The 19,243-nt window shown below is 45.6% G+C and carries 23 protein-coding genes and 2 pseudogenes; 18 read left to right on the top strand and 7 right to left on the bottom strand.

Translation table 11 applies throughout. The annotated features are described in order from the left end of the window. Nucleotides 1-11: 11 nt before the first annotated feature. The 4 genes and pseudogenes from DXE37_RS07160 to DXE37_RS07145 all read left to right on the top strand — a co-directional run bounded on the left by DXE37_RS07160 (nt 12) and on the right by DXE37_RS07145 (nt 8,028). The gene (locus tag DXE37_RS07160; protein WP_114637031.1) at nt 12-3,002 is read left to right on the top strand and encodes a PD-(D/E)XK nuclease family protein; all 2,991 of its coding nucleotides are present in this window, start codon (nt 12-14) and stop codon (nt 3,000-3,002) included. Further along, on the top strand, nt 3,002-6,526 hold the full coding sequence (locus tag DXE37_RS07155) for a UvrD-helicase domain-containing protein (protein ID WP_114637030.1): 3,525 nt from the start codon (nt 3,002-3,004) through the stop codon (nt 6,524-6,526). The genes DXE37_RS07160 and DXE37_RS07155 overlap by 1 nt, the downstream gene beginning before the upstream one ends. Nucleotides 6,527-6,652: 126 nt before the next feature. Further along, the gene (locus DXE37_RS07150) at nt 6,653-7,480 is read left to right on the top strand and encodes a tetratricopeptide repeat protein (RefSeq protein WP_231971226.1); all 828 of its coding nucleotides are present in this window, start codon (nt 6,653-6,655) and stop codon (nt 7,478-7,480) included. A gap of 42 nt (nt 7,481-7,522) precedes the next feature. Continuing rightward, nucleotides 7,523-8,028: pseudogene (locus tag DXE37_RS07145) on the top strand (DUF1993 domain-containing protein). Between the two features lie 257 nt (nt 8,029-8,285). Here the strand turns inward: DXE37_RS07145 and DXE37_RS07140 are convergent. The 3 genes and pseudogenes from DXE37_RS07140 to DXE37_RS07135 form a co-directional block, all read right to left on the bottom strand. Then, nucleotides 8,286-8,900: a tripartite tricarboxylate transporter substrate binding protein gene (locus DXE37_RS07140; protein WP_269460307.1), complete on the bottom strand. Its 615-nt coding sequence runs from the start codon at nt 8,898-8,900 to the stop codon at nt 8,286-8,288. Then, nucleotides 8,851-9,261, bottom strand: coding sequence for a type 2 periplasmic-binding domain-containing protein (locus DXE37_RS13560; protein ID WP_269460306.1), 411 nt, complete (start codon nt 9,259-9,261; stop codon nt 8,851-8,853). Before DXE37_RS13560 ends, DXE37_RS07140 begins: the two co-directional genes overlap by 50 nt. Beyond that, a pseudogene (locus DXE37_RS07135) lies at nt 9,258-10,326 on the bottom strand (tartrate dehydrogenase). Before DXE37_RS07135 ends, DXE37_RS13560 begins: the two are co-directional and overlap by 4 nt. A gap of 205 nt (nt 10,327-10,531) precedes the next feature. On the opposite strand from DXE37_RS07135, the gene DXE37_RS07130 reads away from it, so the two are divergent. From DXE37_RS07130 to DXE37_RS10975, 5 genes are all read left to right on the top strand, one after another. Then, a complete protein-coding gene (locus tag DXE37_RS07130; protein ID WP_114637029.1) occupies nt 10,532-11,032 on the top strand; it encodes a LexA family protein in 501 nt (166 codons plus the stop codon). Nucleotides 11,033-11,035: 3 nt separating this feature from the next. Beyond that, the gene (locus DXE37_RS11580; protein ID WP_197713148.1) at nt 11,036-11,611 is read left to right on the top strand and encodes a Y-family DNA polymerase; all 576 of its coding nucleotides are present in this window, start codon (nt 11,036-11,038) and stop codon (nt 11,609-11,611) included. Nucleotides 11,612-11,627: 16 nt separating this feature from the next. Beyond that, nucleotides 11,628-12,197, top strand: coding sequence for a DinB/UmuC family translesion DNA polymerase (locus DXE37_RS11575; RefSeq protein ID WP_197713147.1), 570 nt, complete (start codon nt 11,628-11,630; stop codon nt 12,195-12,197). Continuing rightward, nucleotides 12,197-12,355 carry a DUF4113 domain-containing protein gene (locus tag DXE37_RS11570; protein ID WP_231971374.1) on the top strand — a complete coding sequence of 53 codons (159 nt, stop codon included), beginning with the start codon at nt 12,197-12,199 and terminating at the stop codon, nt 12,353-12,355. Before DXE37_RS11575 ends, DXE37_RS11570 begins: the two co-directional genes overlap by 1 nt. A gap of 126 nt (nt 12,356-12,481) precedes the next feature. After that, entirely contained in the window at nt 12,482-12,625 is a 144-nt protein-coding gene (locus DXE37_RS10975; RefSeq protein ID WP_174221035.1) for a hypothetical protein, read from the top strand. Between the two features lie 95 nt (nt 12,626-12,720). On the opposite strand, the gene DXE37_RS07120 is transcribed toward DXE37_RS10975, so the two are convergent. Both DXE37_RS07120 and DXE37_RS12705 read right to left on the bottom strand, forming a co-directional pair. Next, nucleotides 12,721-13,008 (bottom strand): XRE family transcriptional regulator, encoded by a 288-nt coding sequence (locus DXE37_RS07120; protein WP_114637028.1) that lies wholly within the window; start codon nt 13,006-13,008, stop codon nt 12,721-12,723. Next, a complete protein-coding gene (locus DXE37_RS12705) occupies nt 13,005-13,124 on the bottom strand; it encodes a type II toxin-antitoxin system RelE/ParE family toxin (protein ID WP_231971373.1) in 120 nt (39 codons plus the stop codon). Before DXE37_RS12705 ends, DXE37_RS07120 begins: the two co-directional genes overlap by 4 nt. 365 nt (nt 13,125-13,489) lie before the next feature. Here DXE37_RS12705 and DXE37_RS07110 point away from each other — a divergent pair, with 365 nt between their 5' ends. From DXE37_RS07110 to DXE37_RS07090, 6 genes are all read left to right on the top strand, one after another. Beyond that, nucleotides 13,490-14,032, top strand: coding sequence for a TIGR00645 family protein (locus DXE37_RS07110; protein ID WP_114637027.1), 543 nt, complete (start codon nt 13,490-13,492; stop codon nt 14,030-14,032). Nucleotides 14,033-14,196: 164 nt separating this feature from the next. After that, a complete protein-coding gene (locus tag DXE37_RS07105) occupies nt 14,197-14,367 on the top strand; it encodes a YkgJ family cysteine cluster protein (protein ID WP_114637026.1) in 171 nt (56 codons plus the stop codon). A gap of 116 nt (nt 14,368-14,483) precedes the next feature. Continuing rightward, entirely contained in the window at nt 14,484-15,386 is a 903-nt protein-coding gene (locus DXE37_RS07100) for a thiamine pyrophosphate-binding protein (protein ID WP_114637025.1), read from the top strand. Nucleotides 15,387-15,451: 65 nt separating this feature from the next. Next, the gene (locus tag DXE37_RS10840) at nt 15,452-15,760 is read left to right on the top strand and encodes a hypothetical protein (RefSeq protein WP_162786110.1); all 309 of its coding nucleotides are present in this window, start codon (nt 15,452-15,454) and stop codon (nt 15,758-15,760) included. Next, complete coding sequence (locus tag DXE37_RS14370; protein ID WP_415067134.1) at nt 15,741-15,806, top strand: hypothetical protein; 66 nt, start codon at nt 15,741-15,743, stop codon at nt 15,804-15,806. The genes DXE37_RS10840 and DXE37_RS14370 overlap by 20 nt, the downstream gene beginning before the upstream one ends. Then, nucleotides 15,806-16,126 carry a hypothetical protein gene (locus DXE37_RS07090; protein ID WP_114637023.1) on the top strand — a complete coding sequence of 107 codons (321 nt, stop codon included), beginning with the start codon at nt 15,806-15,808 and terminating at the stop codon, nt 16,124-16,126. The genes DXE37_RS14370 and DXE37_RS07090 overlap by 1 nt, the downstream gene beginning before the upstream one ends. 42 nt (nt 16,127-16,168) lie before the next feature. Here the strand turns inward: DXE37_RS07090 and DXE37_RS07085 are convergent, their stop codons facing one another. Next, a complete protein-coding gene (locus DXE37_RS07085; RefSeq protein WP_114637022.1) occupies nt 16,169-16,828 on the bottom strand; it encodes a putative quorum-sensing-regulated virulence factor in 660 nt (219 codons plus the stop codon). A 189-nt stretch (nt 16,829-17,017) separates the two neighbouring features. Here DXE37_RS07085 and DXE37_RS11565 point away from each other — a divergent pair, with 189 nt between their 5' ends. From DXE37_RS11565 to DXE37_RS07080, 3 genes are read left to right on the top strand one after another with little or no spacing between them, the layout of a single operon-like run. Then, the gene (locus DXE37_RS11565) at nt 17,018-17,311 is read left to right on the top strand and encodes a hypothetical protein (RefSeq protein ID WP_197713145.1); all 294 of its coding nucleotides are present in this window, start codon (nt 17,018-17,020) and stop codon (nt 17,309-17,311) included. Beyond that, nucleotides 17,286-17,522 (top strand): DUF1254 domain-containing protein, encoded by a 237-nt coding sequence (locus DXE37_RS14365; protein ID WP_197713144.1) that lies wholly within the window; start codon nt 17,286-17,288, stop codon nt 17,520-17,522. The genes DXE37_RS11565 and DXE37_RS14365 overlap by 26 nt, the downstream gene beginning before the upstream one ends. Beyond that, a complete protein-coding gene (locus DXE37_RS07080; protein WP_197713143.1) occupies nt 17,435-18,466 on the top strand; it encodes a DUF1214 domain-containing protein in 1,032 nt (343 codons plus the stop codon). Before DXE37_RS14365 ends, DXE37_RS07080 begins: the two co-directional genes overlap by 88 nt. Here the strand turns inward: DXE37_RS07080 and DXE37_RS07075 are convergent. Next, nucleotides 18,463-18,813 (bottom strand): hypothetical protein, encoded by a 351-nt coding sequence (locus DXE37_RS07075; protein WP_162786221.1) that lies wholly within the window; start codon nt 18,811-18,813, stop codon nt 18,463-18,465. The two genes, DXE37_RS07080 and DXE37_RS07075, sit on opposite strands and share 4 nt — an antisense overlap. Nucleotides 18,814-19,243 lie beyond the last annotated feature (430 nt).

Genomic DNA, 19,243 nt, shown 5'->3' with positions numbered 1-19,243 from the left:
GACTTTGCTTAATGCAGCAGCCATTTCCTATTTATTCTGCTCAAAAACAAGTGCAATCATGGGCCATTACGCCCGATGCTAGTGCGCTTGAGCAGTTAGCAGAAGGAATTTGGAATTGTGCACTGCAAACTAAACAACGCCCCCTTGTGGTGCTGAGTACCGCAGGCCCTCTAATTGGTGTGCGGGCGGCGCTGGAAAAGTATCGTCCCGACAATCTAGACCCAAGTATTGCCTTTTTGCCACAAGTGATTAGTTTTACTGATTGGCTGGAAGCTGCACCAGGTGCATGGAAGTTCCCAAAAAAACAAAGTGACTTAGAGCGTTGGATTTCTGTTTATGTGAATTTACGTAAACATCCCAAACTAAAGACATGGTTTAAAGCGGAGAGTGAATCGGGCGCGTGGGGTTTAGCTAAATTCGTCATCGATGCCTGCGACATTTTGTCTGAAGCAATCATTCCGCAACTGCACGATCAGTTAAATCTTTTAATAAGAAGTGGTTCAGTTGATGTCGAAGTATGGGGTAAAAAAATAGAAGAGGTTTTGGAGCAAACGATTGCGCTTGCTTATCCCGAACTCTCGAGAAAAGTTGTTGACCAAGAATCCGAAGTCTTGCTTGCCTTCTGGCGTTATTTAAGTAGCGTTGAAGATCCAGTCTTTCGCAAGCAATTTGCTATGGCTGCTCACTTAGAAGCAGTGAAGGCAAGTCAACAGAATGCCAGACCATTGATATGGGTGCAGACAGCAGATCCTAAGTTAATTGATCGAGAGGTGATGGGGGCTTATCTCTGTGACTATGTTCAGTACGCTCGGGTAGTTGAGGTGACTTTAGATTGGCAATCCGCTGCCTTGTGGTCCGAAGCGCTTACGGGAGAAAACGCCGCAGGGGATTTAGTGGAGTTAAGTGAACTACAAGCGCAACAACTTAAAGCCAATATTGAATCAGCACCCTATGAAAACTGGCATTTGATTTCAGCAAGACGTTTTGAGGAGTTGGCGTGGGCAGCAACTACAGCAATTGAGGGGCACTTGATTGACGGCAAGAAAAATATTGCCCTGGTTGCACAAGATCGTCTGGCAGCCAGAAGAGTCAGGGCCCTGTTAACGCGCCTAGGGCCTGCCTTAAAGATTCGTGATGAAACAGGTTGGAAATTAGATACAACGCGCGCAGCGGCGGCTCTCAATAGTTGGTTGGAGTTGATTCGTGCTCCTAAAGAGGGGCCCACTGCCAGTGCTTTATTGGAGTTTTTACAAAACCCTTTCTTAGATATACCGAGTTGTATTCAGAGGGACCCCGAGATATGTATCGGGTTGGTGGCACAACTCGAAGATATTTTGATCGCTAGTCAAGCAAAGTCTGGCTGGGAAACTTTTTATATGGCGATGGAGCGCGCCAACGCCTATGCCGCTAATCGGGATACAGCGCCAAATGAAGCTTTATTAAAGCTCCTGCAATTTGTTCGCGAGCGTCACCATGCTTGGCAAGAGCTAAAGCTCGATTGCTGCAACGCCTATGTGCTCTTACAACAAAATCTCCAAGATACTGGAATGGCTCAGGCGTTAGAGAGGGATGCAGCCGGCAAGCAATTATTGAAAGTAATCAGCGCCTTTGATCTGAGTGCTACGCAATTCCAAAAAGTGGCGATGCATCTTCCAGAATGGATCAGCTTAATTAAATCCGTCATGGAAGAGGCCTCATATGAGGAAGCGGGTAAAGAGGCTCAAGCTACTTTAAGTATCTTGCCCTTGAGTTCAACCCGCTTAAGATCCTTTGACGCGGTCGTGGTAGTGGGGTGTGACGAACAACAATTACCGGCATTTTCTGAGTCCCCATTGTTTTTCTCAGATGCGCTCAATCGATTGCTCAAAGCCTCGACGATGACCGCTCAGTATGTGCAGCAGGCGCGTGATTTTTCACAGCTATTAGTTTCCTATGCAAGCGTCGATTTGTTATGGCAGAGTAAAAGTAAGAGTGGTGAACCACTGCGCCCATCCGCATGGATTCAACGCCTGCAAGCCCATTTGCCTAAATGGAAAGTGGAGAGTGCTCAGCCAAATATATTTGAAGGCATGGCAAGACCCATACAAAAGGCGGCGACTACTTTAGATCGAGATCTCTCTTTGCCATTGTCTATGAGCCCGAGTGCTTATAAGGCTTTAAGAGATTGCCCTTATAAATACTATGTGCGCAGCATATTGGGCTTACGCGAAGCAAAAGAATTTGACGATGGTTTTGATGCCTCCTTAGCTGGCCAATCATTACACGCATTGTTGGGCAAGTTTTATCAAGCCCTCAAGACTGAAGAGCAAAAAGCAGATAGTCAAATTCATCAAAATACTGCGGCTCGCCGTGTATGGATGGAAGAGCAGTTAAATGCCATCTCTGAAAAAGAATTCAAACGCCTCATTGAAGGGGACGGCAGAGTGCTAGGTACTTTGCGAGATTGGCAAAAACAGATCCCTAGTTTTGTCGATTGGCAATTGCAAAGAGAAGCGCAAGGTTGGCGTTATCACAATGCAGAACACAAAGTGGGGTTTGATCTGCACTTTGTTAGTCCTGATGGTGAAGACAGGGTCATTCGCATCGAAGGAAGAGCGGATCGCTTTGATATTAATATCCAGTCAGAACACCAAGCTGAGGTGATTGATTACAAAAATCAGTCGATGACCAAGATGAAAAAGCGTGCGGAACATCTTTTAGACGATCCACAATTATTAATTTATGCACGCGCGGCTAATGAAAACCCTCAAGCCGCACATCTGCAGGATTACCAAGTAGAGCGAGCACAATGGGTTTCTTTGAAACTTGACGTTAAGCGAGATAAAAAATTACTGAGATCTTTAGAGGTAGAGGATATTGCCGAGTTGATGCCAGAATTTTCAGAGCAGTTAACTGAGGATGTGCAAAAGCTGTGGTCAGGTAAGGAGCTCACCGCATTTGCACCTGATGGAGTGTGTAAATACTGCGAGGCAAGAGGTATTTGCAGGAAGGGGATGTGGTGATGCAAAAATTTGACAATGCCATTGCTTGTGACCCAAATCAATCCATTATTGTTTCTGCTTGCGCCGGTAGTGGTAAAACTTGGCTTTTGGTTGCGCGCATGATTCGCTTGCTCTTGGCGGGCGCTAAGCCTCACGAAATCCTAGCGCTCACCTTTACTCGTAAAGCTGCGCAGGAGATGCGTGATCGCCTTTATGGACTATTACAAGAGTTCTCTACTGCTGATGACCAAACGCTTACACAAGAATTAGAAAAACGTGGACTTACCAATGCACAGGCTCGTCAATTACTTCCACAGGCGAGATCTTTGTATCTCAAAGTCTTGGCGAGCCCTCAAGTTATTGTGATTGATACCTTTCATGGCTGGTTTGGTAGGTTACTCAATGCCGCGCCGATCTCTGCGGAAGTGCAGCCCGGTTTTAGCCTGCGAGAAGACGGTAAAAGGTTATTAGAGGAGTGTCTAGATGATTGGTGGGGTGATCTGCCTGCAGATTTGAAGGCCCATTATGACGTTCTTTTAAAGCAATTAGGTGCAAGTAATACGCAACAGTTTTTGATGGGCAATTATGGCTTGATGAAACAGCGTGGTGCATGGACTTTCTTTGCGCAGGCTTGCAAAGAAAAGGGAATAACACCAATTGAGCATCTGAAGCAATTCTTGCCCAAGCTCAACATGGAGAATCCTTTACACCGAATGTGGAATGCACCCAAGGCAAGAGCCGATTTGGAATTTCTGATTCGATGTTTTGCGCATAGCAGTACTCAAGAAAAGGATTTGTTGCCCCGATTGGTTTCTGCTTTGGAATGCATGCAACGCGGAGGCGATGTATTGGAGGTCGCGCCAATTCTGCAACTCGTATTCTTAAATAGTGATGGCGATCCTCGATCTAATAACAATAAGGCTCTAAGCGCAGTAAAAACCTATTTGAAGAACGAAGGATTGACCCATCTAGAGTCTGAACATATTGCTTACAAGCAGGATTGGGCCCAAGCATTTGTCGAGTACTTAGATTGGCAATCCGAAAGAATGGTGTATGAACTCAATCAAGCTTGGTTTGCTATGAGTGAGCGCATGATGAATCATGTTGCTGCTAGCAAAGAAGCGATGCGTGTTCGCGATTTTGATGATTTAGAAATCGGTGTGAGTAAGTTGATGGCCGATTCTGCCAATGCAGCGTATTTGCAGGCTCGTTTGGATGCTAAATATAGACATATCCTCATAGATGAATTCCAGGATACCAACCCTTTGCAATGGCAAATTTTGCGCTCATGGTTTGAAGGTTATGGCGAAGATCAAAGCAAGCCTAGTGTGTTTATTGTGGGTGACCCCAAGCAATCGATTTATCGCTTTAGGAGAGCTGATCCCCGTTTATTTGCCAGCGCTAAAGAGTTTCTAAAAGAACAGATGGGGGCTGTGGATCTTCAGCAAAACACTACCTGTCGTAATGCCCCTAAAATTAATGCAGCTGTCAATGCGACATTTGATCGCGCACAATTACCGCCAACGTATGAGGTTAATGAGCAAGCAACCCTATGGGAGCCTTTAGCAAAGGGCTTGCCAGAGCAAGCGTATGCCAGAGAAGGCGAAGCTGCGCTCTTGCCCTTGATCCTTTATAAAGAGGAGTTGGCCCCCAGGGTTGGCAATGCATTTGATGCACCTATCACCGATGTCAATCAAACCATAGGTGATACGCAAAGGTATATTGAAGGTCAACAAATCAGTAGGTTGATTCATGAGGTGATGGCAAGCCATCAAGTGATGGATGGGCAAGATGGGCGTATGGTCTGGCGACCTGCCAGAGAAAGCGATTTCCTATTGCTGGTAAAACGCCGTAAATATTTACCGCAGTTTGAGAGGGCTCTACGTGAAGCAGATCTGGCTTATGACAGCACCAGACTCGGTGGCTTACTTAATACTCTTGAGATCGATGACATGATTGCATTGCTCACGGTATTGCTGTCGCCACGCCATGACTTACCTTTGGCGCAAGTATTGAGAAGTCCTATTTTTGGTTTTACTGAACAGCAAATGCAGAACCTAGCGATTGCTAAAGCAAGCGTCCCATATCGTTCATGGTGGGATACCTTGCAAGATAGCCAAGACGTAGTTGTGCAAAAGGTAGCGCGTTTCTTAGAGCATTGGAGGGTGTTGGCTGAACGTCTGCCAATGCACGATCTGCTCGATCAAATCTATCAAGAAAGTAATTTACGTTTTCAGTATGCAATGAGTGCCCAGCCTCTGGCGCGCGCACAGGTAGTGGCTAATTTAGATGCCTTCTTGGAGTTATCGCTCAATCAGGATGGTGGCCGGTATCCAAGCTTGAGTCGCTTTATCGATGAGATCAACGCCATGCGTCGAGGTGATGATGACGAAACTCCAGATGAGGGTGATGTAGAGATTGAAGTCGAAGTGGAGTTGGCAGAGATAGATGAAGATAGTGAGATGTCGGAAGAGGATAAACATAAGCGCGTCCGACTGATGACAATCCATGGCGCCAAAGGCCTAGAGTCACCTTTCGTGATTATTTTGGATGCCAATCATACGGTTGGCGCTTCTGATCACTCAGGAGTGCTCTTAGACTGGTCACCAAATGATCGCAGCCCTTCACATCTGTCGATGTATACCAAGTCCAGCCTCACCCCTCCTCGAAGCAAGATTCGTGAGGATGAGGAACTCATTAGTCAAAATGAAAACTGGAATCTACTCTACGTTGCTATGACGCGGGCCAAACAAGGCCTCTGGATAAGCGGTGTAGCAAAAGAGCCCACTGCAAATAATCCAACGGGCATTGATCCAAAATCTTGGTACGCACGCGCTCAATTTGGTCAATTACCTGCGATAGAGATTGCGGATGAAGATTCAGGTGAGGTCGCTAAAACAACGAGTGCCAGTGCTGCAGGTGGAGCAGCAAATCAAACTATTGGCGATATATTTAGCATTGAAGATTTTCAGGTTCGCTGGGAGCAGGCTAAACGAGATCAGCAGCAGCAATTGTTAGATATTGAGGCTGGTAATACGATAAAAGGAGTTGAGACTGAGCAAGAAAAAATGTCCGATCCAGAAATCTTGGAAGAGGGCACACATTTTCACAAGTTACTCGAGTTCCTAACGCTAGACTCAAACAAGATTCAAACAACATCTATGCCTAGCGAGCAAGAGCTCATGAACTGGCTTGGCGTAGATCAGGCGCATGCCCAGAAAGTCATTGAGCGGACAAAGATAGTTCTAGCATCGGCAGAACTCAGTCCCTACCTGACTTCAGGACAATGGATCGCCGCTTGGAATGAGCTTGATATTGTTAGTAAAGAGGGCAAGAGTTTCCGCGTGGATCGTTTGGTTGAGTTAGATGATCATTTGGCTATTCTTGATTACAAGCTCACGATTCCGGAGGTGGGGTCTGAGAAGTATGAAAAATACCGTGTGCAACTCAAAAACTATCAAGCTGAACTAGACCGAATCCGCAAAGATAAGCCCAATAAGACTTATTTGATCTCGTCTACAGGCAAGATTCATGAGGTGAAGTAGTTGCACCCCTAAATCCCCTTCAAATGCCCTTGAATTCGCTATATAAGCCCCCATGTATTTAGGGAATAACAAAAATACCTAAACTAGCGATAATAAAAATTGCAGTGAAATGTCCTACAAGGAGTCATGATGAAAGTGCATCAATTACAAAAGTTATTAGTTGGTCTATTTGCTAGCGCACTATTGCTTAGTAGCAATCTCGCTTTAGCGGAGGCCACTTTGCCTGAGGTTTCTCAGGCGATTCAATCTGGTCAGTTGGCCAAAGCGGACGCCATGATGAAAGAGGTATTACAAAACCATCCTAATAGTGCTAAAGCACATTACATTGCGTCTGAGCTCTACATCAGAGAGGGCAAGATCGATGCGGCTCGTCAAGCATTTGTACAAGCAGAAAATCTAGCGCCTGGTTTACCTTTTGCACAACCAGAGTCAGTACAATGTTTGAAAGCAGAGTTACGTACAGGAACTGTGCCAACTTCAGCTAGTACGAGCACAGGCGCAAGCTCAATCTTCGGTAGTCCAGTATTTTGGATTCTGATTGCTATCTTGGTGGCTGGCATTGCGTTCTTCATGAGAAAGCGTCAACTACCTGTGCAGGTCTACAACGCACCTACAGCAAATGGCCCTTATCCTGGCGGTCCCGGTGCTCCTGGAGCGCCTGGTGCTTATCTTCCTGGATATCCTGGTGCACCTGTAGGCGGTGGCTTGATGGGTAGTTTGGCGACTGGCGCAGCGCTTGGTGCTGGCATGGTGGCAGGTCAAGCTTTGGCAAGTCATCTCATGGGTGGTGGTCAACACAACAATCCCGGAAACGTGAACAACGACTTTAATCAAGTTGGCGGTCCAGCGCCTGATGCTCCCAACTTTGGTGTCAATGATGCGAGCTCTTGGGACGATGGTGGTTCGAGCTCTTGGGATGATAGCGGTGGCGGCGATTTTATGAGCGATGTTTAATCACCTCAATTAATAACTCAATATAAGAAAGTAAGAGTCTTTATGGCGCTAAGCATGTACCAAACATCTATTCCGCAGTTCACCAAGATGCTGACCAATTTGGCAAGTATTTTGCAAAAGGGCGAAGCGTTTGCCAAAGTCAAGAGCATTGAAGAAAGTGTGTTGGTCAATGCTCGCCTAGCGCCAGATATGTTTCCGCTCACCAAGCAAATACAAAGCGCTTGTGATCAGGTCAAAAACGGTATGGCCCGTTTGGCTGGCATTGAGTCACCAAAGTTTAACGATAACGAAGAAACCTTTGCCCAATTACAAGAGCGGATCGCTAAAACGATTGCCTTTGCTAATAGCATTACGGCCTGCGCAGGCCCGATGGTAGCGAGACAAAAGAGATCAAGTTCTCGATCAGAGAGTGGAACTTTGAGTTTGTGGGCGATCAATATTTACTCACTTGGATCAACCCGAACTTTTACTTTCATGTGACAACGGCATACAACATCTTGCGCCACAATGGTGTTGAAATTGGGAAGACGGATTACCTAGGGGGTTAAACTACCTCTATGGAATATATTGCTGACATCGTGGAGACCTGTGAACCCTTGGATTTTTAGGGCGAGCGTTTACTACTTATCAGATGTATTGCTAGATGACCCTGCAATCCTCGCTTTTGTATTTTGCTAAGCCAGAAACGCCAAACAGCGCAGTCAACAGCCCCCTCCAACAAAAAACCACCGCATGCGGTGGTTTTTCATTTGCAGCTTCAGAAAAAATCAAATCAACAATGAACGATGAACGATAGATAATAGCCTTACTTAATCATTCCAGCGTTCTTCGCATCATCCATTGCTTGAGCCGTTTTTTCTTTCATGAATGCAGGCATTTTTGCTAAGGGGACATCGACCAAAATAAAGCCAGCATCTTCTAGTTTTTTCTTGGTCTCAGGATCAGCATTGAGCTGTGCAAAATAATCTGACATTTTTTGCTGTAGCACTAGTGGAGTGCTCTTTGGTACAGCAACGCCACGATAGGCTCTGTCTACCCAGTTCAGCCCAAGTTCTTTAAAGGTGGGCACGTCTGGCAGAGCAGGGTTGCGTTTCTCAGTAGCAATCGCTAGCGTGCGCACTTTACCTTTTTGTTGAATCGCTAATGGCAGATAACCCATGGCGCCATCCACGTGCATTCCGATGAGTATAGCAATTAAATCGCCCGTGCCTTTAAAAGGTACGTAATTGATTTTGACGCCGCCCGCTAGCTTATTCAGACGTTCTACTGCCATATGGTTGGCAGAGAACTGTGCTGAACCAGCTAAAGACATCTTGCCAGGCTCTTTTTTAGCGGCAGCAATAAATTCTTGATAGGTCTTGTAAGGGCTATCAGCAGAGACCATCAAGGCATCGGGAGCGAAGTGATAGTAGTAGAGCATTGATGTCTTCAGTCTTGTGCTGAATACCTTCTTGAAGTGGCTGCAAGATGGTGTGCGGAATATTGACGCCCACCACGGTTGTGCCATCGGCAGGATAAGTGCTGAGTGCGCTCCATACTAAAGCGCCGCCAGCACCAGCGCGATTGATTACAACCATCGGCTGCTTAAACTTCTTCGCAGAAATATCTGCTTGATAGCGCGTCACTAAATCAGATTCACCAGCCGCAGGAAAAGGGATGATGTACTGAATCGTTTTATCTGGAAAGGGTTGTGCATGCACGCCTGATAACAGGCCGACAGAAATCAAGCACGCGCTTAGTAAGACCTTGAGCAAAGTACTTAGTAATGTAAATGGCTTCATTTGGAGATCTCCTCAATGACTGCATTGGTAATGTCACTCATCATGGCTGTACCGCCTAAATCCCAAGTGTGTAGTTTTGGATTGGCGGTGACTTTTTCAGTGGCTGCCATTAACTTGGCTGCCAAAGTTTTTTCGCCTAAGAAGTTGAGCATCATCACGGCTGACCAGAAAGTGCCAATCGAGTTGGCGAGCACTTTGCCCATGATGTCAAAAGCAGACCCGTGGATTGGTTCAAACATTGATGGGTAGCGACACTCTGGATCTAAGTTGGCAGTAGGTGTGCGATGCTGAGGCTACCTGCTAGCGCTGCTGCTAGGTCACTCAGTACATCGGCGTGTAAGTTGGTAGCCACAATAGTGTCTAAAGCTTCTGGGCGATTGACCATGCGTGCAGTCGCGGCGTCTACCAACTCTTTATTCCAAGTGACATCCGGAAAGTCTTTAGCAACGATGTTGGCGATTTCATCCCACATCACCATGCCGTGACGCTGCGCATTGGATTTGGTGATTACAGTGAGGTGTTTGCGAGGGCGTGACTGCGCTAGTTTGAAAGCAAAGCGCTGTACACGCTCTACGCCAACGCGCGTCATGATGCTCATATCGGATGCCACTTCAATCGGGTGGCCTTGATGTACTCTACCGCCTACGCCAGAGTACTCACCTTCAGAGTTCTCACGCACGATGACCCAATCTAGCTGACCGGGCTTGCAATTGCGCAGTGGGGTTTCAATACCAGGAAGAATGCGCGTAGGGCGCACGTTTGCGTACTGATCAAAGCCTTGGCAGATTTTGAGACGCAAGCCCCATAAGGTAATGTGATCGGCAATATCGGGGTCGCCAGCAGAGCCAAACAAGATGGCGTCTTTAGAGCGTAAAGGCTCAAGACCATCGTCGGGCATCATGATGCCGTGCTTACGGTAGTAGTCGCCACCCCAATCAAAGTGCTCAAACTCAAAAGTCACTTCAGGATGTTTTTACTTAAGGCGTTTAAGACCTTCTCGCACTCAGAAATCACTTCTTTGCCAATTCCATCGCCTGGAACGGACGCAATCTTGTACGTCTTCATATGTCTCCTACTGTTCTTTTTATCTGAGTTACTTAATGAGTAACTTCTAAGATCATTATGCAATTGCTTGACCCCTAACGCGAGCAGGGTGAATTTGGGGTTTATGGCTAGAAAAACAGCTCCATCAGGGTACTCATAGCCCCAAAACAACAAAACAGCCTTATTTTTGCGGTTTTTATATACTGTATAAACATACAGTATATTAATGACTATGACACAGGCAATGAACCCCGCAAAAGTAACCCTCAGCCAAGCGCCACAAGCCTTGGCATGTCATTTTGCCGCCTATGAGCTCAAGCTTCTGAGTCACCGGATTTCAGCTGGATTTCCGAGTCCAGCGGCAGATTACGCCGAGGGCGGCCTCGATTTGAGTCATTACCTCGTCCAGAACAAACCAGCCACCTTCATGTTCACCGTGAAGGGCGATTCAATGCTGGGCGCCGGAATTTGTGATGGGGATAAGGTGGCGGTCGATAAGGCGCTCAAACCAAAGCATAAAGATATTGTGGTGGCCGTCGTCAATGATGAATACACCATCAAGCGCCTCTATCAATCACGTGGTCGCATTGAGCTCCAACCAGAGAACCCTAACTATCAACCCATTACTTTTAGTGAAGGTAGTGAGTTACAAATCTGGGGTGTAGTAGTTGGGGTGGTGCGTAAGTACAGCAATACCAGCACTCGATATAATAAAAAAGGAAAGTGAGACATGAGCGCATCACTTACTCCAAACTCCACAAACTCACTTTTTGCACTCGTAGACGTGAATAATTTCTACGTCTCTTGTGGGCGCGTATTCCAGCCAAAGTTGGAAGCTATGCCGATGGTGGTGCTCTCTAATAACGATGGTTGTGCTGTAGCGCGCAGCGCTAAAGTCAAGGCGCTGGGCGTGAAGATGGGAACGCCTTGGTTTCAGATGAAGGACTTAGCAAAAAAGCACGGCATTCAGGCTTACTCATCCAACTACACCTTATATGGTGATATGAGTAGCCGGGTAGTGCAAGTACTCAGAAATTTCACGCCTAATCTGGAGGTCTATAGTATTGATGAGAGTTTCTTGCAAATCGAGACGGTCTTAAAGCAATACCCAGACACCATTGAGTTGGATCAGCAGATTAAACAACAAGTGAAAGACACTACCGGTCTGCCAGTGTGCGTTGGTATTGGCGCTAGTAAGACCTTAGCCAGGCTAGCCAATCACTTGGCTAAGAAGCATAAGCAGTTTGCTGGCGTGTGTGATGTCAACGCGATGGCCAAGGCAGAGCTCTATCAGTGGATAGATTGAGACCGATGTTAGTGAGGTGTGGGGTGTTGGCAAGCAAATTGCCAAGAAACTCAAGGCCCAGAACATCCACAGCGTATTTGATCTCTTGCAAGCCTCGCCACAGGCGATGCGCCAGCAGTTTGGCGTAGTCATGGAGCGTCTTTGCTATGAGTTGCGTGGCACATCTTGCTTGCAGTTAGAAGAAGTGGCGCCAGCCAAACAGCAAATCATTGCTTCTCGTAGTTTTGGCAAGTTGGTTACCAATCAAGCAGAGCTTGCTCAATCAGTAGCAACCCATGTGGCCAGAGCGGCTGAGAGGTTAAGAAGTCAAAACAGCACAACGGGCGCACTTACTGTATTTATTCAAACAAATCCATTTAAGCAAAACGAGCCACAGCACCATCAAAGCGTCACGATTCCATTGGCAGATCCAACTGATAACACGCTGACCTTAACCAACGCCGCGCTCGCAGGTTTGAAGCAAATCTATCAAGCTCGCTTTCGTTATAAGAAAGCCGGTGTCATTCTCAATCTAATTAGCGATAAGCCTACTGCGCAGCAATCTTTGTTTGAAAACATTGAGACGAAGGGCAGTCAGCGCACTTGATGAAAGCGGTAGATGAGATCAACACTCGCTTTGGTAACGCAGTCATTCGGTCTGCAGCTGCAGGCACTAATGGTGCTAAGCAAGAGTGGCAGATGCGTTCGAATAATCGCTCACCAAACTACACCACCAAGTGGGATGAACTGCCGGTGGCAAGGTAAAAAACATGAAATTCATCAATAAAAAAGCAACATTTTTCACTAGCTCATTTCGTGAGCTTTTGACCCCGTAATCTGAACACATAGCAGCAAATTAACAGTGAATCACAGCAAAAGAGGAGAAGACAAATGAACACATTAAGCAACCTGATGAACAACTTCAACGGCATCTCATTGGCAGCCATCATGATTTTGTCCTATTGCGCCGTGTTGAAAAACACCAAGCGTCATGAAAGCGAAACAAAGCGTGTGTTTAATCGCAAGCATCAATAAAGCACTGATTAAGCAAACAACATTCAGTAGCAGTAAAAAACGCAGTACGCAGAGGGGGAATAAGGAAATCACGGATTCCTTATTCCTTTGCTCTTTTAGGCGGCCTTTAATTCAAACTTGATACTTTTGCCAAGAGCGGTTGCCGCACTCGCTAGGGTAATCAATGTCAGACTGGTATCGCTTTCATCAAGTAATCGATTTAGGGCTGCCCGACTGGTATGCATTTTTTTAGCCATAGAAGTTTTAGTGAGTTTTTGTTTTTCCATCTCACGTTCAATTTGCCAGGCAATAATGCGTTTGACAGCGATAGTAGTGGAGTGTTCAAGCAGAGACTCTTCTCTTAAGAATCCATCAAAACTGCTGCCAATATGTTTTCTCTTCATGTAGTTCTCCTCAACTGCTTCACTCTATGTTTTGCTAAATCCAAATCAGGTTTTGGCGTCTTCTGTTGTTTCTTTATGAAGGCATGAATCAATATCATCGAATTACCGTCGAGCAGAAAAAGAATTCTGGCAATACCTTCGCTGAGTCTGCTGCGTATTTCCCAAATTCTCCATCAATATGTCTCACTAGTGGCATCTCTAGAGGCCATCCAAATTGAATCGTTTTGATATCCTCACCTATCAGTTTCTTATCCTTAGAAGTTAGGGATTGGAGCCATTGCCGAACGGGCTCCTTATTCGTTCCTGTTGCAAAAAAAGTACACATCTAGGATTGGGATATTTATTCCCATAACGTATCAATAATGATACACATATTAGAAATTACTGAATTGTCTGTAGGGCTGTTCGTATTGAGGTGTTTTCAATTCCCCTAAGTTTGCTAAGCTTACTCAGACTTATAAAAGTGGTTAATATTTCCCTTATGACTGAAGACAAACAAACTTACTTAGAAAAAAAAATGCGCCCCTTACCGCGCTGGATATTTATGTCCCGCTGGTTACAGGCACCCTTATATCTTGGCTTAATCGTCGCCCAAGGCGTCTATGTATGGCAGTTTTGGGTAGAGCTCGTTCATCTCATTGAGATGATGGCAAATAAGAGCATGACCGAAACGGCTTTGATGTTGATTGTTTTGGGATTGATTGATGTCGTCATGATCTCCAATTTATTAGTCATGGTGATCGTGGGCGGGTGGGAAACATTTGTTTCGCGCTTAGAGCTAGAAAATCATCCGGATCAGCCTGAGTGGCTTTCGCACGTGAATGCAGGCGTGTTGAAAGTCAAATTAGCAACAGCCATTATTGGAATTTCATCGATCCATTTACTCAAGACTTTTATTAATGCTGCATCGTATGATGAAAAAATACTGATGTGGCAAACCTTTATTCACATCACATTTGTATTGTCTGCATTAGCCATTGCCTATACCGAGAAAATCGTGACTGCCGCTCATAAGCATCATTAAGTGCAGGCATTGAGAAGCTCAGAAGTAAGTGATGAGTAAAAATCCCTGTTTTGAATGTGGCACGTGCTGCCAGTATTTCCGGGTGAGTTTTTACCAAGGAGAAGTTGAGGGCAATGGAGTGGGTACGGTCCCTGCAGAACTGACCACAAAGCTTGACTGACCACATGGTTTGTATGAAGGGCACAGAGAAGGGCGGGTCGCCTTGTGTTGTCTTACGCTATACGTCAGAAGAGGGTTGTCGCTGCACAATCTACGAACAGCGCTCTAGCACCTGCAGAGACTTTAATGTTCTCAATGAAGATGGAACGCCCAACCCCGATTGCCAGAAGTTATAACAAATTGCGAAGTCTAGACCTCCTAGGAAGCTACCGACCTCATAGCCCTATAAACCGTCATACATTCCAGTATATGATTTACTTCATTTCATTCTGATTGTGCAAAGAGGTTTTCAATGTCTGAACAAGCGATGACCACTATCCCTGAGTACCTAATCCGTCGTTTTCATGAACTTAATGTTGATGAGGGATTTGGAATTGTTGGTGATTTTGCGTTAAAGCTGTTCGATCGCTTAACCCATCACGGATTTCCGATGTTGGTCACCGCTGCTGACGAGCAAGGCGCGGCATTTGCTGCAGAATCCTACGCCAGAATTCGGGGGTTTGGTGTATGTGGCGTCACGTATTCGGTGGGTGGTTTGAAGTTGGTAAATGCAACAGTAGGCGCTTGGGCTGAAAGCGTGCCTCTTTTAGTACTTAGTGGTGCACCCGGAGCAGCAGAGAGAAAAGGTGATCCCTTGTTACACCACAAGGTAAAAAACTTCGATACGCAACTCGAAATCTATAAAGACCTCACGATTGCACAGGCAGTCTTATTCAATCCGCTTACAATTGCGCAAGATATTGATCGGGTTTTAGGAGAGATGATTGTTAATCAACGTCCTGGTTATATTGAGATTCCGCGCGACATGGTGGATATGCCAATTGTCGATAATCCAGAGCCCTTGGTAATACCAAGTCCTAAGGTGGATCAGCAACGTTTAGCGCTGGCGGTCAAAGACGCACTGGCATTGCTTGAAGGTGAGGGTGATGCAGTGGCACTTGCTGGCGTGATGGCAGTTAGGCGTGGCCCTAGAGGCCCTGATTTATTAGCGTTCGCAGAAAACTTCAACGTGCCTATGGCAACAACTTCACTATCCAAGGGAGTTATTCCAGAAACCCGTCCTTTATCCATCGGTGTGTATATGGGGGCGGTCAGCCCTCCGTCAGTTGTTGAGCAAGTGGAGCGGGCTAAGCCTCTGATTTCTTTTGGTGTGCTCTATGCCGATTTGGTGATGGGGGCTTTACTGATCACTTAGAGAGAGGTCAAATTATCAAGTGTGCTGATACTTATGTAAATATTGGCTTTCGTACATATCAAGACGTGCCACTCCAAGCATTCTTACCAGCATTAAGCAAAGTGGCTACTGCAGATGGTTATAAAGAAAATGGTCCGGAAGTCGTTCACAGTCAACCCACATTTACACCAGCAGTTGGTCAAGCGTTAGGCGTTGAGCGCATTATGGATTGTCTAGCACCATTTTTAAATGATCAGTGGCGTTTGATTGTGGATCCGGGTGACAGCCTCTTCGCCTCCATTGAACTGCCAGCACAATCGCTTACTTTAGCTAGTGCCTACTTATGCCACGATGGGGTACGCGGTACCTGCAGCATTGGGCGCAGGGCGTGCTGATCCGTCACGTCATTCGCTAGTCTTGGTGGGAGATGGCGCATTTTAATGACCGGATTTGAAGCCGTGGCCGCACCATTTCATGATGTGCATCCGATTATTGTGGTGCTTGATAACCGCGGCTATGGAATCCAAAGACCCATGATTGATGGACCGTTCCACGATCTTCCTGCCTTAAAGGCAGAGCTACTTCCTCAAGCCTTTGGTGTCGGCAAAGGCTATTTATGCGAAACTGAGGATCAATTGCAATCTGCACTAGAGGCAGCAACAGCAGTCAATGAGCTGTGCATTATTCGGGCATGCGTGCCTTCTGGACAATACAGCCCTGGTTTACTGCGCTTAACTTCTGCCTTAAAAACTCGTGTGTAAGATCCATCAGAATTTCTCCGCTAGGTCTTAACTCAGCGCTGGTTATTTCGCTTCGAGTGCTTTACGCAAGTAGCTAGACACATTGTCTTGGCGTAGCATCCATTGTTTGTAGTCAGTCGGCATTTGGCTAATGAGTTCGCCTTTGTGCTTGCCGTAAGGCATGATCGTTGGAATCCTAGCTTTCTCGGACATTTCCCAGAGAGCATCTAAGGACACTGGTTGCAACTTTTCAATAATCTTGCCAACAATCTTGGAGCAAATCCATACGTCTGCTAAAGCACTATGGGCATTGCGTAGTTGCTCACGAGCAGTATTGCGTTCAAAGTAATAGAGAAGGGCACTCTGAGTATGGCTATCTAAGTCGGGCCAAAGACTGCGAGCTAGCGCTAAAGTGCAAATACGTTTTACTTCAGGACTACCAATGGCCACCCAGTCAAAATCGATGTTATGACCGATGAGGTATTTGGTGCCAGCCGGCAATCTAAATGAGCTACTAGCAGGGCAATTGACGAGTTCCTCATCCATGATGTGGTGAGTTGCTAGTGCGCCCAAGCTGATGGGCTTTCCTGGGTTGTAGCGTTGCACCCAAGGATTGCTTACTTCGAATGGATGAAGAGAGGTGACATCAAGAGAGGCCGCCTCAATGATGACAGTATCGTTTTTATCAGTTGCTTCTACATCGAAAATAATGGCTTGGGACATAAGAGTTTCAGTGGAATTGAATAGGGATATTGTGCCTTGTATTGGATAGAAAAGGTGGCAAAGCTTATGCCCCAATATGAAGTCATGCCCATGCTATTATTTTTTTAATTTATTGCTTGCTGATGAACTTGTTATTTAAAGTGCTAGCAAAGACACCAACCTAAAACCAACTGATTTGGAATTGAGTACATGAAATCTCGAATTGCCGCCCCCTTCTTCATGCTTGCACTGTTAACAGCTAGTCATTCGTATGCTCAACAAATACCTATTCCGGTAAAGCCTGATCAAGTGCCAGGACCAGTGCAAGGCCTCAGTATGAGCAAGGAGTACGTTCAAACAATCGGACGCCTTGCATACATCTGGGGCTATCCCTTGGTGAATATGTACGCACGCCGACTAGCAATGCAAGAAGTTCCCGCGGCTGGACTTTCTGGAGGGGATTGTTCCGGTAGCTCCCGTGGGGCACGTAGCTATACTGATTAACTATATTCAGCCTCAAGAAAACTTTGTAGCCTGCCCAAATCAGGCTGTAGTTTATGGTGCAGGTTTTGCAGTATTAGATAAAGAGCTAGTCGTTTTTCAGGTACCAGACTTTGGAGATCGTTTTTGGATTTACGCTCTATATATGACGGTCGCACAGATGAGTTTGCTCAAATCGGTAAGCAGTATGGGACTAAGCCTGGCTTTTACATGATGGTTGGTCCCAATTGGCAGGGCGCGGTACCAGCAGGCATTAATGCAGTAGTCCGCTCATCAACCAATCTGACTTTTTCCATTCCAAGAATATTTAAAGAGGACTCTGAACAAGATACGCAGGCAGTTTTGCCGTATTTAAAACAAGTGATGTTTTATCCGCTCAGTCAGTTTGACGGAAAAATGAAATCAACTGATTGGACAAAATTGCCTACATACCCAGCTGCAAAAAGTGATGGCTCAGAAGTGGTGTGGGTTCATCCTGAGAAATTTTATGAGCAGCTACAAGCGGTCATAAAAATCACCCCGCCACTTCCTGGTGAAGAAGTGCTGTATAAAACCATTCAATCGGTATTGGATGCAGCAAGCAAAGATGCCTCTATTCAGAAAATGCTGACAGATACTTTTGTGGCTGCCAATAAGGAGCTGGTAGGCCCCTTATTCGCTTGGCAGAACAATGGTGTTGCCGTTGGTAATGGCTGGAGATCGACTCCTAATGGCGCACAGTGGGGCACTGACTATCTCAGTCGTTTAGCAACCGCCAAATCCAATATTTTTGAAAATACGCCAAACGAAACAAAATATTTTTATAGAGACCTTGACGCAAAAGGTCAGCAGCTCTTCGGTAAAAATGCCGTGAGCATTACTTTTCCTAAAGACCAGTTACCTCCGGTAAAAGGTTTTTGGTCAATCACCCTATATAACGATAAACACTTCTTTTATCCCAATGCTTTTAAGCAATACTCATTGGGAACTAAAAATAAGAATATGAAATACAACGAAGATGGTTCACTGACTTTGTACTTTGGCGCCAAATCACCGGGCAAAGAGCGAGAAAGTAATTGGTTGCCAGCGCCAGATGGGAAGCATTCTCTTTACATCCGCACATATTGGGCTGATGAATCTGTCTTAAGTGGCAAGTGGATGCCACCCAATCTCAATTAGGAGATAGTTAAAGACTGGCTAATCATTTCTAGGGCTTCTGCGGCAGTTTTGACCTGCGTACCACTACCGGACTTGCCAATGACAAGGTGGTTATCTTTGTGAATATAGATATGAAGGTAAAGTTCGTTCTTTTCATAGCCGATCGCAATTTGTAATATAGGTTCGTTACTAGCGCGATCATATATTTCGGTAAAGCTAGTGAAATCAAATTCATCAGGGTGTTGATTAGCTAGTTCGCGAATCTGATTACTAATACCCTCTACCAATTTGCAATATTCGTCATGAAACGATGGGTTGGAGTGTCTGAGCTCCTCTATAGCAATCGCATGTAATGTACTGTTCGCCATAGATTACTTCAGTATTTCCATATGAACGAGCGCTTCCAGTTCTTCAAGAGGCCCATAGTCTTCAATACCTGCCAGCGTTAGTGCTTCTTCTTTGAAGTTTTCAAGATTCGGATGAAAACCCTCTCCCCACCCAATTCGACAATATAGGTCCATAGCACACGATTGCGCTGGTTCTTGCGGAAGATATCGACTATTCGTTTCATAGCAGGTTCCTATGAAAACCCACTATACGCTCAGATGCAAAAACTCGTTCTAATTTTTATAATGCACTGCGTCATAAAGCATAAGACTTATAAAAGGTAGAGGATTGGGCGATAAAGCGCTTAGTGTTGATGAAATGTCTACATAATCAACTCATTATAAAAATTAGCAAATTATGGCAAAGCATGGGTTTTGTACATTTCTAGTATTCCTTGAGGCCATTTTTAGC

Source organism: Polynucleobacter necessarius (assembly GCF_900095205.1).
Lineage (GTDB): Bacteria > Pseudomonadota > Gammaproteobacteria > Burkholderiales > Burkholderiaceae > Polynucleobacter > Polynucleobacter necessarius_E.
This window is presented reverse-complemented; position numbering and strand designations above follow the sequence as displayed.

Coding starts and splice junctions, on each gene's coding strand:
- DXE37_RS07160 (WP_114637031.1), top strand. CDS start 12: ATGCAGCAGCCATTTCCTATTTATTCTGCTCAAAAACAAGTGCAATCA.
- DXE37_RS07155 (WP_114637030.1), top strand. CDS start 3,002: ATGCAAAAATTTGACAATGCCATTGCTTGTGACCCAAATCAATCCATT.
- DXE37_RS07150 (WP_231971226.1), top strand. CDS start 6,653: ATGATGAAAGTGCATCAATTACAAAAGTTATTAGTTGGTCTATTTGCT.
- DXE37_RS07140 (WP_269460307.1), bottom strand. CDS start 8,900: ATGCTCTACTACTATCACTTCGCTCCCGATGCCTTGATGGTCTCTGCT.
- DXE37_RS13560 (WP_269460306.1), bottom strand. CDS start 9,261: ATGAAGCCATTTACATTACTAAGTACTTTGCTCAAGGTCTTACTAAGC.
- DXE37_RS07130 (WP_114637029.1), top strand. CDS start 10,532: ATGACTATGACACAGGCAATGAACCCCGCAAAAGTAACCCTCAGCCAA.
- DXE37_RS11580 (WP_197713148.1), top strand. CDS start 11,036: ATGAGCGCATCACTTACTCCAAACTCCACAAACTCACTTTTTGCACTC.
- DXE37_RS11570 (WP_231971374.1), top strand. CDS start 12,197: ATGAAAGCGGTAGATGAGATCAACACTCGCTTTGGTAACGCAGTCATT.
- DXE37_RS10975 (WP_174221035.1), top strand. CDS start 12,482: ATGAACACATTAAGCAACCTGATGAACAACTTCAACGGCATCTCATTG.
- DXE37_RS07120 (WP_114637028.1), bottom strand. CDS start 13,008: ATGAAGAGAAAACATATTGGCAGCAGTTTTGATGGATTCTTAAGAGAA.
- DXE37_RS07110 (WP_114637027.1), top strand. CDS start 13,490: ATGACTGAAGACAAACAAACTTACTTAGAAAAAAAAATGCGCCCCTTA.
- DXE37_RS07105 (WP_114637026.1), top strand. CDS start 14,197: ATGGTTTGTATGAAGGGCACAGAGAAGGGCGGGTCGCCTTGTGTTGTC.
- DXE37_RS07100 (WP_114637025.1), top strand. CDS start 14,484: ATGTCTGAACAAGCGATGACCACTATCCCTGAGTACCTAATCCGTCGT.
- DXE37_RS07090 (WP_114637023.1), top strand. CDS start 15,806: ATGACCGGATTTGAAGCCGTGGCCGCACCATTTCATGATGTGCATCCG.
- DXE37_RS07085 (WP_114637022.1), bottom strand. CDS start 16,828: ATGTCCCAAGCCATTATTTTCGATGTAGAAGCAACTGATAAAAACGAT.
- DXE37_RS11565 (WP_197713145.1), top strand. CDS start 17,018: ATGAAATCTCGAATTGCCGCCCCCTTCTTCATGCTTGCACTGTTAACA.
- DXE37_RS07075 (WP_162786221.1), bottom strand. CDS start 18,813: ATGGCGAACAGTACATTACATGCGATTGCTATAGAGGAGCTCAGACAC.